Raw genomic sequence first — 17,469 nt, 5'->3', positions numbered from 1 at the left:
TGCAAACGGGGATGCTAAAACGCCCTGTGCCAACTAAAACATTGTACAACACAGTTAGGTTCAACCATGAAAAAAGCACTTCTCTTCGGCGCTAACGGCAACTTAGGAAAAGAAATTGCCAGGGAGCTGGTACAACAAGGCTACCAACTTACAGTTGCAGTAAGAAGCGAGGCCAAAGCAAAAACGCTCTCCCCAATTACATCAAACGTTGTTATAGCAGATGCCTGCGATCCTGCTTCATTTTCAGCTATACGGGACACCTACGATGTAGTCATCTCTGCTTTGGGCAAAAGTGTTTCACCCAACGACAACAGCAAGCCCGGCTTTAAAACCGTTGACCTGGAAGGCAACAGCAACATTCTGCATTTTGCAATAGAAAAAAGAATTAAAAAATTTGTGTACGTATCTGCTTTTCATGCAGAGAAATATCCGCAGCTCGAATACTTCCGTGTGCACCAATTGTTTTCCGAACGCTTGATGGCTTCGGGTATTGATTACAGCATCATCAAACCTCCGGCACTCTTCAGTGCATTTATTGACGTGATGGATATGGCACGTAAAGGCAGACTGGTAAACATCGGCAAAGGCGATAAAAAAACCAATCCCATTTACGAAGGCGATCTTGCCAAAATCATTGTGCAGGCCATGCATCAACCAAAAGCAATCATTGAAGCAGGCGGTAAACACATCTACACAAGAAAGCAGCTGAACGAAATCATCCATGCCGCTGTTGGTAAAACAAATAAACTCCGTACCGTTCCGCTTGGGTTATTCCACATTCTTTTACCTGTCATCAGGCTCCTCAACAAAAACGCTTACGATAAGTTTGCCTTTTTCATTGAAGTGATGCAACACGATACCATTGCTCCGCAGTTGGGCGAAACAAGGTTTGAAGAATACGTACAACAAAAACTGCGTAATTAGTAACGCTATCCTCTCCGATTGATTAACTTCATCAAAAACCTTTTCATGACACTCATCGCTATTCTTCTCCCCTGGCTTTCGTTTTTTCTGCGGGGAAAAATCTTTACCGGCATTCTCTGTTTGATTTTGCAGATCACCATTCTCGGCTGGATACCGGCCGCAGCATGGGCCGTTATATCGCTCAACAATGCAAGAGCCGATAAACGTACCGACCGTATTATTAAAGCCATGCAAAAGCAACAACGCTGAGCAGTGCAGTAAATAAAAAAGCAAAGCTTGCGCTTTGCCTTTTGTTTCGTTTCATGCGGGATTTAATACAATTCCACTTATTAATACTGCCACCGTACAAATGCTTCCATGGCGGCATATTGTGTTAAACCAAGTTTACCATACAAATCGGCTGTAGCTGCATTGCGTTCTTCGGCACGTTGCCAGAACTCTCTACTGTCGCTGCCCTGGAACGGCACCATGTCTTTCTGCGACTGGTGAATGAAAATACCAAAGCGTTTCTTCATCACCTGCTCGGGACTCATTGGTATCGCCATTTCAATTTCTTCGAGGTTCCACTCCTGCCATGCGCCTTTGTACAACCACAACCAGCAGTCGTTGATCCACTCATCGCCTTCGGCTTTAATACGCTTCAGCGATTCCAGCACCACATTAAAACATACCAGATGTGTTCCGTGCGGATCGGCAAAGTCGCCTGCACAATACACTTGCTGTGGTTTGATTTTGCGCAACAGCTCCATCGTCAACCTTACATCTTCTTCACCCATCGGGTTCTTTTCAATGGTTCCTGTTTCGTAGAACGGAAGATTCTGAAAATGCCATTGACCTTCCTTCAACCCAACATAGCGGCACGTAGCTGCAGCTTCGCATCTTCTGATCAAACCTTTGATCTCACGAATCTCTTTGGTATCAATTTCGTTCGACTTTTTTTGTTCGAGATAGCCTCTTGCTTCGGTTAAAATGTTTCTCGACTTATCTGCATCAATACCAAACATCTGTTCAAAGCCAACTGCAAAATCGAGAAAGCGTGTAACAAACTCATCGGTAACAGCAATGTTGCCGCTGGTTTGATACGCTACATGTACTTCATGTCCCTGATCGTGCAAACGCTGAAAGGTTCCACCCATTGAAATAATATCATCATCGGGATGTGGAGAGAACAACACCACTTTCTTTGGATAAGGTGTGCTGCGTTCGGGATGGTTGGGAATAACCGCATTCGGTTTACCACCGGGCCAGCCTGTAATACTATCCCGCAACATGTAATACACCTGCAGGTTGATTTCATACGCATCGCCTTTTTCTACCAGCAGATCACTCAAACCATATTCATTGTAATCGGTATTGGTTAAACTCAACACCGGCTTTCCTAATTTCAACGCCATGTTCACCACCGCTTTTTTGATCATGCGATCGTTCCATTCGCATTCGCCGGTTAACCACGGACTCTTATAACGGGTAAGCTCAGCCGCAGCTGCTTCGTCTACCACAAATGTTACATCATCGTGGTTTTGCAGTAACGACGCCGGTACATGTTCAGTATCATCGCCTTCTACTGCTTCACGGATAACAGGTGCTTTGGTGCTGCCCCATGCCAGCAGAATAATTTTCTTTGCTTTGATGATGGTGCCAATACCCATGGTGATTGCCAAACGGGGCACTGCACTGATGTTGGCAAACTCGTAACTGTTGGCTAAACGTGTAGAGTTGGTAAGCGTGGTTAAACGTGTTTTGGTAAAGATGCTGGAACCGGGTTCGTTAAAACCAATATGGCCGTTTACACCAATACCGAGTATTTGTAAATCGATGCCACCTGCATCAGCAATTTTTTGTTCGTAAGCAGCGCAATGCTGTTTAATTTCTTCTTTGGCGGTTGTACCATCGGGAATGTGGCAATTGTTCTGATCAATATCCACTTTATCGAACAACTGCTGTTTCATAAAACGGTGATAGCTCTGGATCGCATCACGTTCGATGGGATAATATTCGTCGAGATTAAATGCAACTACGTTTTTAAAACTCAACCCTTCTTCTTTGTGCAAACGCACCAGCTCGGCATACAGCGATTTGGGTGTAGAACCTGTTGCCAGACCGAGTACACAAGGTTCGTTCTTCGCCTGCTTTTCACGAATCAGTTCGGCGATTTGTTGAGCAGCATAGGCAGAACCTTGTTTGGCGTTTGTAAAAATTTTGGTGGGGATCTTCTCGAAACTGTCAATTAAATCCATTGAGGCAGTCTTTTTGGCCATAATCTTATACTTAGTTGAGGGCCAAAGATATTCAATTCACTCATAAAGACGGCAGTTCAAACGTTTGCATCATTTGTTTTTACATGAACGATTGTTCTTTAGTCAAGTTTTCAACCGTGAGGCTGCGGTAATCCTCTATAAAGCAAAGAATGTTGTTGTATGCTGCAAACTCATGTTCTTCGTGCATGGTTGTAATTACTACTGCTTTCATGCCCGCAGCAGCTGCAGCTTCTACTCCTTTCGGTGAATCTTCAAATACAATACAATTTTCGGGAGCAACACCCAACTGTTCTGCACATTTCAAAAATGTTTCAGGATGTGGTTTACTGATGTTTACATCATCGGCACTTACAATGGCATTGATGTAATGCCGTATGTTGAGTCCGTCCAACACAAAATCGATATTGAACATAATGGCAGCAGAACCAATCGCCATGGGAATATTCAGCTGTTTTGCCTCTTCCATAAAAACAGCTAACCCATCTATGAGTTTTAATTGCGGACGAAACGCTTCCTGGTATTGTTTTTCTTTTTCAATACTCATCGTATCTTTCTCGGCAAGCGTAAACCTGCCGGGAAAAGTGCGTTCCAATAATTCGTGATTTTTGCCGTAACACTGCAGCTTGGTTTCTTCGTAACTCAAATGTGCGCCTAACCCGTTTAAAATAGAATGCCATGCACGGATGTGAAATTCCATATCATCGATCATCGTTCCGTTGAGATCGAACAAAAAAGCTTTCTGCATAGTGTGGTTGCTGATTACTGCAAAGAAACCGATTTACTGCTTTGAATAATGAACAGTGGATAATTGTTGCAAGGTTGCTGCTGCCATTTCAGGCGTAATATCACGCTGCGGATTTGCCAGCATTTCGTAACCCACCATAAATTTCTTCACTGTTGCGCTGCGGAGTAATGGCGGATAGAAATGCATATGCCAATGCCATTCGGGATGTGCCCCATCATTTACAGGTGCCTGGTGCATACCTCCGCTGTACGGGAAGGATACATTGAACAGGTTATCGTACTTGCAGGTAAGTTGTTTTAATATTTGCGCTAAAGCAGTTTCTTCTTCAGCTGTGAACTGTGTTACAGTTTGTACAGGTCGTTTACTAATGAGCATTGTTTCGTAAGGCCATACTGCCCAATACGGCACCAATGCCACAAAATGTTCGTTCTCCAGCACAATGCGTTCTTTCTTCTGTAACTCCACATCGAGATAAGCAGCGAGCAAACTTTTGCCATGCTGTTCAAAATACTTTTTCTGCTGTGTGGTTTCTTTGGTCAACTCTAAAGGCACAGATGAGGAAGCCCAGATTTGTCCGTGCGGATGTGGATTGCTGCAGCCCATGATCTCTCCTTTGTTCTCAAAGATCTGGATGTATTTGATGTGTTGGTTCTGCGACAGATCGCTAAACTCTTTTTTCCAGAGCTGAATTACTTTAACAATAGCCTCTTCTTCCATTACCGGAAGTGTAAGACTGTGATCGGGTGAAAAACAAATTACACGACAGATACCGCTTTCGCTGTTGCTCACCAACAAACCATTTTTGTTTTCGCCACCTTCCGGTGTATCGGGTAACAATGCCGAAAAATCGTTGGTAAATACATAGGCATCGGTATAAGCAGGATTCACTGTGCCATCGGAACGCTTATTGCCGGGACAGAGATAGCAAGTAGGATCGTAAGAAGGTCTGTTATCTGCAGGCAATGCTTCTACTTTTCCCTGCCAGGGGCGTTTCATGCGATGCGGCGATACCAATATCCAATCGCCTGTAAGAATATTTAAACGTGTATGTGAATGTTCTTTACTGTTAAACATGATTAAATGATTTCTGTTCCGTTTTCAATAGAGGCAATGTAATAATCGAGTTGTAAACCTGTGGCTGCTTCGTACGCCGGTTTCACTGCTGCAATCAATGCATCAATGGCTTCTTCTTTTACAAGATTGATGGTGCAGCCACCAAAGCCACCACCCATCATACGGGCACCCAATACTTCCGGACGGTTGCGTACAAAATCAACCAGGAAATCGAGTTCTTTACAACTCACCGCATACATCTTGCTCAAACCATCGTGTGTGGCAAACATCTTTTTACCGAGTGCAGCAATATCACCTCGCTGTAAATCGGCACAACCGGTGAGCAAGCGATCAATTTCTTCTACTACAAAACGGCTGCGCTTGTCAATCAATTCATCTTTTGGCAACACATGCTCATCCAGCATTGCAATGGTTGCGTGACGCAGCGACGTTACTTCGGGATGATGTGCTTGGATCCACTCCACCGCCTGTGTACATTCGTTGCGGCGGGTATTGTATTCTGATGATGCGAGTGAATGCTTCACGTTGGTGTTGAGCAATACAATCTTGATACCATCCAGTTTAAACGGAACATATTCGTATGCCAGCGAACGACAGTCGAGCTTAATAACATGATCCTTTTTGCCCATCATTGATGCAAACTGATCCATGATACCGCACATTACACCGGCATATTCATGCTCGGCTTTTTGTGCCATGCCCACCATAGTTACACGATCGATATTGGTTTGCAGCAAATGATTTAATGCAAACACAGTTGCACATTCTACTGCAGCAGAGGAAGACAGTCCGGCACCCATTGGTACATCACTCGAAAGCACTGCATTAAAGCCAGGCAACTTTACACCACGTTTTGCAAATTGTGCTACTGCACCCAAAATATAGTTGGGCCAGCTTACATCACCCACCGGTTTCAATGCACTTACTGTTGTAGAAAATGTTTCGTTGAGGTCTGCAGCAGTTAAATGAATCTCTTCATCGTTGCGCAGACTCATGGCCACATACGCTGCTTTATCAATAGCAGCAGGCAATACAAAGCCTTCGTTGTAATCGGTGTGTTCACCAATGATATTGACACGGCCGGGCGAGCGAACAATCACTGTTGGAGCAACAGCATACTGTTCCAAAAAGATTTCCTGGAGTTTTTGTTTCATCATGTTAATCGTTGTTATACACAACAGGCCGTTTTTTGAGAAACGGCCTGTTGTATTTATTTGTTCAAATCAATAATCAAGCGAACGACCGTTTTACTTTACAACATAAAAACGTTGTACAGTAGAACTTTTATAAACCTTACCCGGCTCCAATACAGTTGTCGGGAAAGTTGGCTGATTCGGTGAATCAGGGAAATGCTGTGTCTCTAAACAAAATGCTGTGCGGAATTCATCTTTTGTTCCGTTTTTCAAGGTGTTCTTACCACCCATGAAATTACCACCGTAGAACTGCACACCGGGTTCTGTTGTAAGCACATCCATTGCAATACCGCTCTTATCGCCTTTAATTGTAACAATCAGTTCGGGTTGTGCAGTAATGCCTTTATCCAATACATAGTTATGATCGTAACCCTTACCGTATTTCAATTGCGTATTGTCTGCATCCACACGTGAACCGATGGTTGCAGCTGTTGTAAAATCGAAAGGCGTACCGGCAACGGGCTCAATACCTGTTGGGATCAAAGTAGAATCAACAGGTGTATATTTTGTTGCCTTGATCATCAGCTCGTGGTTGTTAATCGTACCACTGCCTTCACCATTTAAATTCCAATAGTTATGATTCGTAACATTCACCACTGTTTTCTTATCAGTGCTTATTTCGTAATTCATTATCACTTCATCTGCATTGGTAATACGGTATTCAACCTTTACAGTCAATTTACCGGGATAACCTTCTTCACCATCTGCAGCAACATAGGTTAATACAACCGATGAACTGTCGGGCTGCACCATATCCCACATTACACTGTGAAAACCTTTCGGACCACCATGCAATGCATTTACACCATTGTTCAATGCAAGCTGGTATTCTTTACCATCAATGGTAAACTTACCTTTTGCAATACGGTTACCAAAGCGACCCACAATAGCGCCAAAATAACGCTCGGGCGCACTGGCGTAATCTTTAATGTTATCGAAGCCGATACAAACATCTGTTGGCACACCGTTCTTATCGGGCACTAACAAACCAACCATTCTTGCACCGTAATTGGTAACAGCTGCTTTAATGCCGTTTTTGTTAGAGATGTAAGCAAGCTGTACCTTTTTACCATCAATGGTAGAATCGAACGTAGCAGCGCCGGGCAATGTGGCCGCAACTGCTGAGTCGGCTGTAGAATTCATTTCGGTTTTGTTGTTTTGATTGTTTGCACAAGAGAAAAATACGAAGGAAATAGCTGTAATAAAGACGAATCTGATAGATTGACACATATGGCAATGTTTTTTGAAATTTTAAAAAAATGGCGAGTAGTAGAAACTGCCCGCCCAACTATTGATTATGACCCTTGCGGGTAGACAAAGTAAAATTATTTTTTTTAATTGTCAAAATTACATTTATTTTTATCGCCATAACGTTTGCACGCCGTATGACCAAGTACAACCATCAAACAAAACTTCTTCTGGCAACCGACTGTATCATCTTCGGGTTTGATGGAAGACAGCTGAAACTTTTACTGGTACAAAGAGCATTGGAACCCGAAGCGGGCAAGTGGAGTCTTGTTGGCGGTTTTGTACAGCCCAACGAAAGTTTAGATCAGGCCGCATCAAGAGTATTGCACAAGCTCACCGGTTTATCGGATGTATATCTTGAAGAGCTTTCCACCTTTAGTGAGCCCAGCCGTGATCCTGTGGAGCGTACGGTTTCGGTAGCCTACTTTGCGTTGATTGATATTAACAAATACAAACAGCAAATCACTGCCGATTATCATGCCGAGTGGTTTGACCTGAACAAGTATCCCAAACTTATTTTCGATCACCAGGAAATGGTGGATAAAGCAAAAGCACGTTTGCGGTACAAAGCAGCCTTCCACCCTATTTTGTTTGAACTGCTGCCACCCAAGTTTACCTTACCGCAACTGCAGAGTTTGTACGAAGAAGTGTACAACATCGAAATGGACAAACGCAATTTCAGCCGCAAAATCCTTTCAATGAACCTGCTGGAAAAGCTCGACGAAAAAGACAAAGAGAATTCAAAGAAAGGTGCATGGTTTTATAAGCTCAATAAAAAGAAATACAAAGCCAACTTTCATTCGGTGGCTACCATTATTCCCAATCCAGATATTTATTATTCTTAAATAAACGTTGATGAGTCAATATGTAATAGGTGTAGACTACGGTACAGATTCTGTTCGCTCCATACTGGTAAATGCAACCAGTGGCGAAGAAATTGCTGCATCCGTATTTTACTACCCACGCTGGACACAACAATTGTATTGCAATGCAACCGATAACCAGTTTCGGCAGCACCCATTGGATTATGTAGAAGGTTTAGAGCAAACCATTAAAGCCTGTTTAGAAAAAGCAGGTCCTGCCATTACAGCAAACGTAAAAGGTATTTCGGTTGATACCACCGGCTCAACACCTGTAGCTGTAGATGCAACGGGTACACCGCTTGCACTGTTGCCCGAGTTCAAAGAAAATCCCAACGCCATGTTTGTGTTGTGGAAAGATCATACCAGTGTGCAGGAAGCAGCAGAGATCAACACACACGCCACAAAATTCCCCGTTAACTATTTGCAGTATGTAGGTGGCATTTATTCAAGTGAATGGTTTTGGGCTAAACTGCTGCATGTATTACGTGAAGATGAAGCTGTGCGAAATAAAATTGCATCATGGGTAGAACATTGCGACTGGATTCCGTTTGTATTAACAGGTGGCAACGATGTTACAAAAATGAAACGTGGTGTGTGCAGTGCTGGTCACAAAGCATTGTGGGCTGAAGCCTTCAATGGTTTTCCGCCAAACGAATTCTTTGCCACACTCGACCCGTTGTTAGATGGATTTACCAATAAACTCTTTACCGAAACATACACTTCTGCACAACAGGCAGGAACAATTTCTCCTGAGTGGGCACAACGCTTAGGCTTACCCAATGATGTTGTGATTGGCGTTGGTGCATTTGATGCTCACATGGGTGCAGTGGGCGGACAAATTGAACCGTATCATTTGAGTAAAGTAATGGGCACATCTACCTGCGATATGCTGGTAGCGCCTGTTGCAGATATTAATGACCGTTGTGTAAACGGCATCTGCGGACAGGTGGATGGTTCGATTATTCCGGGTATGATTGGTTTAGAAGCAGGTCAATCTGCCTTCGGCGATATTTATGCATGGTTTAAATCGGTACTCGATTGGCCGGCAAAAAATCTGCTGCAAAACTCAGCTGTGATTGATGCAGCCACTGCCGAAAAATTACAACAGGAAATGAGCGACAAACTCATTGCCGAATTATCGAAACAGGCTGCAGCTTTAACCATCAGCGAAGATGCAGAGCTGGCTGTGGATTGGATGAACGGCCGCCGTACACCCGATGCCAACCAGCTACTCGAAGGTGCAATCACAAATATTAATTTAGGCAGCAGTGCACCACGCATTTTTCATGCCTTGGTAGAAGCCACCTGCTTTGGTGCAAAATCCATTGTTGATCGTTTTATTGATGAAGGTATTCCGGTAAAAGGTTTGATCGGCTTGGGTGGTGTGGCAAAAAAATCACCCTTCATTATGCAAATGATGGCCGATGTAATGAATATGCCCATCCGCATCCATAAGAGCGAACAAACCTGTGCCTTGGGTGCAGCCATGTTTGCAGCAACTGCAGCTGGTATCTACAACAAAGTAGAAGAAGCCATGGAAGTGATGGGACAAGGTTTCGATGCAGAATATCAACCTAACCCGGCAAAAGTTGCCTTCTATCAAACACGTTACAATAAATACAAACAGCTGGGTGCGTTCATTGAAGAACAAACAAAAGCTTAATTCTTTCAATACAAAATCATGAGTGCGTATCAACAAATAAAACAAGAGTGCTACGATGCCAATATGGAACTGCCCAAACTCGGTTTGGTGTTGTTCACCTTTGGTAATGTAAGTGTGGCAGACAGAGAGAAGAAAGTATTCGCCATTAAACCAAGCGGTGTTCCTTACGAAGAGTTGACTGTAGATAAAATGGTGATCGTTGATTTTGATGGCAATACCATTGAAGGTGAACTGCGTCCATCATCCGACACCAAAACACATGCTGTGTTGTACAAGCATTGGGAAAAGATCGGCAGCATTGTACACACCCATTCTACCTATGCAACAGCATGGGCACAATCGTTACGGGATATTCCCATCTTCGGCACTACACATGCAGATCACAACACGGTTGACATTCCTTGTGCGCCACCCATGAGCGATGAAATGATCAAAGGCAACTACGAATACGAAACAGGTTTCCAGATCATGAATTGTTATAAAGAAAAAGGACTCGATTATACCGAAGTGGAAATGATGATTGTAGGTAACCACGCTCCTTTTACCTGGGGCAAGAATGCACACAAAGCCGTTTACAATGCAGCCGTGTTAGAATCGGTAGCGAAGATGGCCTGGTTAACCGAACAGATCAATCCGAATGCGCCACGTTTAAAAGATGCATTGATTAAAAAGCATTACGAACGGAAGCACGGACCGGATAGTTATTATGGGCAATGAGGTGGTGAATGGTGAGTGAGAAACGTCATTGCGAGGAACGAAGCAATCTCCCGAATAAGAATCTTTTTCCAAAACAACAGACTGCTTCCTGCGTCGCAGTGACGTTAAACTAAAAACCATAAACAACTCAACCATGAACCAAATGACAGAAAAACCGATCTATATTGAACAATTAAACAGCAAACAATAAAATATCTTGTGCTCAGCACAGGACAAAACCAGCAATATGAGTTTACCAAATTTAAAATCGTTCGAAGTGTGGTTTGTTACAGGCAGCCAGCACTTGTATGGTCCTGAAACCTTGAAACAGGTTGATGAACATTCAGCAAAAATTGCCGAGTCGTTTAACAAAGCAGCCGTTATTCCTGTGCAGGTGAAATTTAAACCCGTTGTAAAATCACCGGAAGAAATTTATAACATCTGCGCAGAAGCCAATGCAGCAAAAAACTGTATCGGTATCATTACCTGGATGCACACCTTCTCTCCTGCTAAAATGTGGATCAATGGTTTGAAAATCTTACAAAAACCAATGCTGCATTTACATACACAGTTCAACCGTGATATTCCGTGGAGCAGTATTGATATGGACTTTATGAACCTCAACCAATCTGCACACGGCGACCGTGAATTTGGTTTTATGATGAGCCGTATGCGTATAGAACGCAAAGTAGTGGTTGGTCACTGGCAGGATAAAAAAGTGTTGGAACAAATCAATACCTGGTGCCGTGCAGCTGCAGGCTGGTTTGATATGCAGAACGCAAAGTTTGTTCGCTTTGGCGATAACATGCGCCAGGTTGCAGTAACCGAAGGCGACAAAGTAGAAGCACAATTAAAATTCGGTTACAGTGTAAACACACATGGTGTGGGCGATCTCGTAGCGGTGTTGAATAAAGTAAAAGAAAAAGAAGTTGATGCGTTGGTGGATGAATACGGCAAAGCATACAAACTCGCTGCTTCGTTAAAAAAGAATGGCAAGAATCATCAATCATTGCGTGATGCAGCGAAGATTGAAATTGCCATCCGCAAGTTTTTAGAAGAAGGCGATTACAAAGGATATACAGATACGTTTGAAGACCTGCACGGTTTAGTACAATTGCCCGGTATTGCTACCCAACGTTTAATGGCCGATGGTTATGGCTTTGGTGGCGAAGGCGATTGGAAAACTTCTGCATTGGTACGTGCATTAAAAGTAATGGGCAGTGGTTTACCCGGTGGCAACTCGTTCATGGAAGATTACACCTATCACTTCGAACCTAACAACAACATGGTATTGGGTTCGCACATGCTGGAAATCTGTCCGTCAATTGCCAATGCAAAACCAAGCTGCGAAATTCATCCGCTGGGTATTGGTGGCAAAGCCGATCCGGTGCGTTTGGTATTTAACTCTGCTGCCGGCCCTGCACTCAATGCATCCATTGTTGATATGGGTAACCGTTTCCGTTTGCTGGTAAATGAAGTAACTGCGGTTAAGCCCAAACATGATTTACCCAAACTGCCTGTTGCACGTGTACTGTGGAAACCATTGCCCGATATGAACACAGCTTGTGCTGCGTGGATATTGGCAGGTGGTGCACACCATACTGCCTACAGTCAAAATCTTACAGCCGAACACATGGAAGATTTTGCAGCAATGGCGGGCATTGAACTTACGCTCATCAACAAGAATACAAATCTTTACGACTTTAAGAATCAGCTTCGCTGGAGTGAAGTATATTACAAATAAAACAACTTAAACCAACTCACATGGGATCTTTACAACCGATTGACCTTGTCGTATTCCTTATCTACTTTGGTGTAGTGGCTTTTTATGGCTACTGGATTTACGCAAAAAAGAAAAAGGAATCCATTTCCGCATCGCATGATTACTTCTTAGCCGAAGGTTCACTTACATGGTGGGCTATCGGTGCATCGCTTATTGCATCTAATATTTCTGCCGAGCAGTTTATCGGCATGAGTGGTAACGGTTACTTTGTTGGTATTGCCGTTGCTGCTTACGAATGGATTGCAGCATTAGCACTCATCATCATCGCTGTATGGTTCATGCCTGTATATCTCAAGAACAAGATCTACACCATGCCGCAGTTTTTGAAAACAAGGTATAACGAAACCGTATCACTCATCATGGCCATCTTCTGGCTGTTTTTGTACGTATTCGTAAATCTTACTTCAATCTTATATCTCGGTGCCATTGCCATCAGTGGTTTAATTGGACCAGAATATTTGCATGCAGTAATGATTGGCCTCGCTATCTTCTCCCTCATTATCACACTCGGTGGTATGAAGGTGATTGGTTACACCGACGTTATCCAGGTAGCTGTACTCATCATTGGTGGTTTTGCAACCATCTATTTTGCCTTGACGATTGTAGGTGAAAAATTTGGTGTGGGTCGTGATGCTATTGCAGGTTTTAAAACACTCATGCAACAGGCGCCCGATCATTTCCACATGATCTTACAAAAACCAACGGAAGCATCCTCACAGGAAGATGTAAACAAATACCTCATCCTGCCTGGTATTGCAATGTACTTCGCCGGTCAGTGGATTGTAAACCTCAACTACTGGGGTTGTAACCAATACATCACACAACGTGCATTGGGTGCCGATCTGGAAACTGCACGCAAGGGTATTTTGTTTGCAGGCTTCTTAAAACTGATGATGCCGATTATTGTGATGTTGCCCGGTATTGCGGCGTATGTGTTGCACAAGAATGGTCACCTCGAAGGTTTACGTGGTATGGACGATGCCTACTCTGCAATCCTCGGCTTCTTACCTTCCGGTTTAAAAGGTTTGGCTGTAGCAGCATTAACCGCAGCGATTGTTGCATCGCTGGCAGGTAAGCTCAACAGTATTGCTACCATTTACACGCTCGATATTCACATGAAGTATTTCAAAAAGAAATCGGCTGATCTTACAGGCGAAGGTGCAGAAAAGAACATGGTGTGGGTTGGTAAAGTAGTAGCGTTGGTTTCAATTGCACTGGCGGTCATTTTCGAATGGAAAGATCTGTTGGGTATTGGTGGCGAAGGTGGTTTCACCTTTATTCAGAAGTACACAGGCTTTATCAGCCCTGGTGTATTTGCCATGTTCCTGTTAGGTATGTTCTGGAAACGTACTACAGGTACAGCAGCTGTTGCGGGTTTGATTACCGGTTTTGTACTGGCCATCTTCTTCAACAGTTTTGCAGTGAATCTTTTGGGACACGAAACAATTCTCTATACAGCGTTTAAGAACAACGATGGTGTGTACGAAATTCCGTTCCTTATTAACATGGGCTGGGCGTTCTTCTTTACCATGGTGGTGATGATTGGCTTAAGCCTTGCCGGACCAAAAGTAAATCCGAAAGCATTTGCATTGGATAAGGAAATGTTTAAAGTAAGTCCGCAGATATTAGCGATGATTGTGGTAACACTGCTCATCTTAATTGCATTGTATGTGAAATTCTGGTAAGAGTTTTTATACAGATAAAAAAGCCGCTGCAAGTTTTGCAGCGGCTTTTTTTGTTGGAAGAATAAAATCCGTATACAAATATTTCTAAACGTTTATACACGGCTTTAAGAAAAGTGGATTATACCAATAACAATACAAAAAGTTGAACATGAACATATTGACTATCAGAAACGTTTTCTAAATTGGCAGTACGTATAATAACATCAATATACGTGTTGGGCGAAAACAAACATGACACCTTCAAGAGAAAATATTATTTGGGATTTTGATAGGACAATAATTAGCGTTTATAATGAATATTCACTTACAAGTTTAAGAGGTCTTAAAGATGACTTTATTATAAACGGGAGACAAATACTTCAGTGGTATTTTGACGCTGTTCGTAAAGGTCAATGCAAATATTATGAAGCATTTAATTATCATCAAAACTTTGATGATTTAATCTTCTGTTCAGACGAAATAATGTATTTTTTAGCTCACATGTATCTTTACAGACCTTATCTTAATAATCCCGTTCAAGACGGTTTTTATTTTGGAGATGGAATGCTTTATCCAAACTATCAAAATTTGGAGTCTAAGAGATACAGTATGTTTTCAAACATCGTTAGTGAAAAACTTTACAACTATTGGGATAGAATTGGAGATTTAATTGCAACATATTTTCCAGCTTTGATAAAACCAGAGCAAGTTTATTTTCCAAAAGCTATTGAGATTATCCCAAAAGAATATCATGACAATGAAAATTATATTTGGCTAAAAGAATTTAAAGAAAATCAATACAGAAAGCTAAATCAAATAAGAAAACAAGCTGTTCACTATACGACAGAAGATACACTGTTTAAGCATAAACATTTGAATAGTCCATCAGAAAAGGAGCAAATGGAAGAACTTTTTAAAAACAGATATGACTTAGCAGATGTTTATAAAGCCCAGCTTGAACTGACTTTAAGCGGATTTGAAAAAACTTTATTACTGATTGAGACTGTAACTGAAAAAACACTTGCTGACATTCCTTAATTGAGCCTTTCTTATCGGTTGGTGTCACCACCAACCGAAATAACATCGTAACAAAAAGCTGGTTGGTGAAGACTGCAACCAGTAAAACAAGAGTCTCCAAAGCAAAAAAATAAACCTGCGCTTTTGTATCTTTAATCCAACCCCGCAGCAGGCCAAATGAACAAAGCATATTCCCGATTGCCCGGACCTGTGCGTGAACAACAATATTGAGCTTTTAATCATTAAACCATGAAAGGAAGAGTAATCCTTAACCTGTTTGCCGTTTGTTTGGCTTGTTTGCTGAGCTGCAAGTTGGCGCACGCACAAAGCAACGATACTGTTCGATTAAAAGAAATTCCTCATGTGCTTACATGGACGAATAAGCCATTGAAGTATTCGTATGCAAATGGAGTTTTACGTATTGCAGCAGGGGCAAAAACCGATATGTTTCGGGATCCGAATGTTACCTACAATACCGACAATGCACCAAAATTGTTATTTACTGCAGACGATGATTTTGTATTGTCTGCATCAATACAACATGCATTTAAAAACAAATGGGATGGCGGCGCCTTTGTTTTATTCGAAGACAGTTTGAACTGGGTAAAATTTTGTTTTGAAAAAGACTATACCGGTGTACGACGAGTTGTTTCTGTTGTAACCAAAGATGTGTCTGACGATTGTAATTCGGCAATGATTGCAAACGATAAGGTTTATTACAAAATGGCGAAAGCAGGCAACGTCATTACCCTTTATTATTCTAACGACGGAAAAAAATGGTTGTTAATCCGCCACCTGCAATTCAACCATAAAAAAAGTATCAAAATAGGTTTTTTAGCACAGTCGCCTACAGGCAACAGCTGCGAGGTAACTTTCTCAAATATCCGCTATGCAGCAAAACGTATTAAAGATCCTTACACAGGAGAATAATAGTAGTACGCCTGTAAACACCACGCCTTGGATCGGTCTCCAGGAAGCCGATAAAAAGTTCCTCTTCTCGAAATAATGCGCTCTGCCTTATTCTCCCCTGCTATCAATAACTTTACACGTCCTCATCAACAAATAGCTACACAGCATGCGCATCGTTTTTGCAACAATACTCTTTATGTGTTCGTTCAGCAATCTTTCAGCACAAACGGAAAACGTCCAGCTGAAGATCACAGCTTTAACCGGCGATTTCTACATCTATACCACCTACAACACTTACGAGCAAAGCAAGGTTCCTGCCAATGGTATGTATGTGGTAACCAACGAAGGCGTGGTGCTGTTTGATACGCCCTGGGATACCACACAATTTCAACCACTGCTCGACAGTATACAGGCGAGGCACAAGAAAAAAGTAATCCTTGCTTTTGCCACACACTGGCACAGCGATAAAACAGCCGGGCTGGAATACTACCGCCAGCTGGGTATTAAAACATATACCACCGTTCGTACCGATGAACTGAGTAAACAGAACAATAAAAAACGTGCTGAGTTCTTAATGACAAAAGACACGGTGTTTCATACAGGGCAATACAGCTTTGAAACCTATTACCCCGGACAGGGACATACCGAAGACAATATTGTGATCTGGTTCAACAAAGAAAAAATTCTTTTCGGCGGTTGTTTAATAAAAGGAGCAAGCGATGAAAACCTGGGTTTCCTGAGCGACGGCAATATAGACGAATATGAAACCACTCTGAAAAAAGTAAAAAAGAAATTTCCTGCGCCGAAATATATTATTGTTGCCCACAGCGACTGGAACAATCTCAATTCGCTGAACCATTCAATAGAAATGGCCAAAGCATTAAAAAAGAAAAAAGGCTAAAGCAACAGCATGTAAACGACCGGTTAAATCAATCAACCGAAAGAAAGCAGTAAAAAAATGAGCAACCATCCACTCAACTTAGGTGTCCGGTTTCTGCTGGAGCTTGCAATGATTGCCATCTTTGCGTATTGGGCATGGAATACGTTCGACGACATAAGCAAATATGTACTGAGCATAGTAGTACCCCTGCTGGGTAGTTTACTCTGGGCAATTTTTAAAGTTGAAGGAGACGGAGCAAAACCTCTTGTAGCAGTTAACGGTGTAATAAGACTCTCCATTGAATGCCTGCTGTTTAGTGCGGCCTTTCTTATGCTGCGCTCGTTGCAGCTGCAGCAATTATCAATGCTGTTTGCAACAGTTACTGTTGTACACTACGCCGTTTCTTACGACCGGATTAAATGGCTTTTGAAACGCTGAGCAAGTACAATCGCTTTGTTCTGTACAGGCATCGACAACAGCACAGCACGAACCAATAAAACGTACAAGTTTATTCTACATAACTGAAGAGCGTCTGTTACAACCAAGCAGCAG

General features: G+C 42.4%; 16 protein-coding genes. 11 read left to right on the top strand and 5 right to left on the bottom strand.

Annotation, left to right across the window (positions count from 1 at the left end):
* Positions 1-66: 66 nt before the first annotated feature.
* Both IQ13_RS16235 and IQ13_RS16230 read left to right on the top strand, forming a co-directional pair.
* Entirely contained in the window at positions 67-924 is an 858-nt protein-coding gene (locus tag IQ13_RS16235) for an SDR family oxidoreductase (protein ID WP_144887674.1), read from the top strand.
* A gap of 45 nt (positions 925-969) precedes the next feature.
* Positions 970-1,173: a YqaE/Pmp3 family membrane protein gene (locus IQ13_RS16230; protein WP_144887673.1), complete on the top strand. Its 204-nt coding sequence runs from the start codon at positions 970-972 to the stop codon at positions 1,171-1,173.
* An 80-nt stretch (positions 1,174-1,253) separates the two neighbouring features.
* Here the strand turns inward: IQ13_RS16230 and nagB are convergent, their stop codons facing one another.
* From nagB to IQ13_RS16205, 5 genes are all read right to left on the bottom strand, one after another.
* Positions 1,254-3,182: a glucosamine-6-phosphate deaminase gene (nagB, locus tag IQ13_RS16225; protein ID WP_144887672.1), complete on the bottom strand. Its 1,929-nt coding sequence runs from the start codon at positions 3,180-3,182 to the stop codon at positions 1,254-1,256.
* A gap of 79 nt (positions 3,183-3,261) precedes the next feature.
* Positions 3,262-3,927, bottom strand: coding sequence for an HAD family hydrolase (locus tag IQ13_RS16220; protein ID WP_144887671.1), 666 nt, complete (start codon positions 3,925-3,927; stop codon positions 3,262-3,264).
* A 33-nt stretch (positions 3,928-3,960) separates the two neighbouring features.
* Entirely contained in the window at positions 3,961-5,001 is a 1,041-nt protein-coding gene (locus IQ13_RS16215; RefSeq protein WP_144887670.1) for a UDP-glucose--hexose-1-phosphate uridylyltransferase, read from the bottom strand.
* A gap of 2 nt (positions 5,002-5,003) precedes the next feature.
* Positions 5,004-6,158 (bottom strand): galactokinase, encoded by a 1,155-nt coding sequence (gene galK / locus IQ13_RS16210; protein WP_199758285.1) that lies wholly within the window; start codon positions 6,156-6,158, stop codon positions 5,004-5,006.
* Positions 6,159-6,248: 90 nt separating this feature from the next.
* Positions 6,249-7,337, bottom strand: a complete 1,089-nt coding sequence (locus IQ13_RS16205; RefSeq protein WP_242009570.1) for an aldose epimerase family protein — start codon at positions 7,335-7,337, stop codon at positions 6,249-6,251.
* 242 nt (positions 7,338-7,579) lie between these two features.
* Here IQ13_RS16205 and IQ13_RS16200 point away from each other — a divergent pair, with 242 nt between their 5' ends.
* From IQ13_RS16200 to IQ13_RS16160, 9 genes are all read left to right on the top strand, one after another.
* Positions 7,580-8,287: an NUDIX hydrolase gene (locus IQ13_RS16200; protein WP_144887668.1), complete on the top strand. Its 708-nt coding sequence runs from the start codon at positions 7,580-7,582 to the stop codon at positions 8,285-8,287.
* Positions 8,288-8,297: 10 nt separating this feature from the next.
* Positions 8,298-9,968, top strand: a complete 1,671-nt coding sequence (locus IQ13_RS16195) for a ribulokinase (RefSeq protein WP_144887667.1) — start codon at positions 8,298-8,300, stop codon at positions 9,966-9,968.
* A gap of 18 nt (positions 9,969-9,986) precedes the next feature.
* Complete coding sequence (locus IQ13_RS16190; protein ID WP_144887666.1) at positions 9,987-10,685, top strand: L-ribulose-5-phosphate 4-epimerase; 699 nt, start codon at positions 9,987-9,989, stop codon at positions 10,683-10,685.
* Between the two features lie 226 nt (positions 10,686-10,911).
* Positions 10,912-12,408, top strand: a complete 1,497-nt coding sequence (gene araA, locus IQ13_RS16185) for an L-arabinose isomerase (RefSeq protein ID WP_144887665.1) — start codon at positions 10,912-10,914, stop codon at positions 12,406-12,408.
* Positions 12,409-12,428: 20 nt separating this feature from the next.
* Complete coding sequence (locus IQ13_RS16180; RefSeq protein ID WP_144887664.1) at positions 12,429-14,132, top strand: sodium:solute symporter family transporter; 1,704 nt, start codon at positions 12,429-12,431, stop codon at positions 14,130-14,132.
* Between the two features lie 231 nt (positions 14,133-14,363).
* Positions 14,364-15,149, top strand: coding sequence for a Cthe_2314 family HEPN domain-containing protein (locus IQ13_RS16175; RefSeq protein ID WP_144887663.1), 786 nt, complete (start codon positions 14,364-14,366; stop codon positions 15,147-15,149).
* A 228-nt stretch (positions 15,150-15,377) separates the two neighbouring features.
* Entirely contained in the window at positions 15,378-16,058 is a 681-nt protein-coding gene (locus IQ13_RS16170; protein ID WP_144887662.1) for a DUF1349 domain-containing protein, read from the top strand.
* Between the two features lie 145 nt (positions 16,059-16,203).
* Complete coding sequence (gene bla / locus IQ13_RS16165; protein WP_144887661.1) at positions 16,204-16,938, top strand: BlaB/IND/MUS family subclass B1 metallo-beta-lactamase; 735 nt, start codon at positions 16,204-16,206, stop codon at positions 16,936-16,938.
* Positions 16,939-16,995: 57 nt separating this feature from the next.
* A complete protein-coding gene (locus IQ13_RS16160) occupies positions 16,996-17,355 on the top strand; it encodes a YrdB family protein (protein WP_144887660.1) in 360 nt (119 codons plus the stop codon).
* Positions 17,356-17,469: the final 114 nt, after the last annotated feature.

Origin of the sequence: Lacibacter cauensis, assembly GCF_007830055.1 — a bacterium.
Taxonomy (GTDB): domain Bacteria; phylum Bacteroidota; class Bacteroidia; order Chitinophagales; family Chitinophagaceae; genus Lacibacter; species Lacibacter cauensis.
The sequence above is the reverse complement of the archived record's forward strand: the minus strand, read 5'-3'. Positions and strand labels throughout refer to the sequence as shown.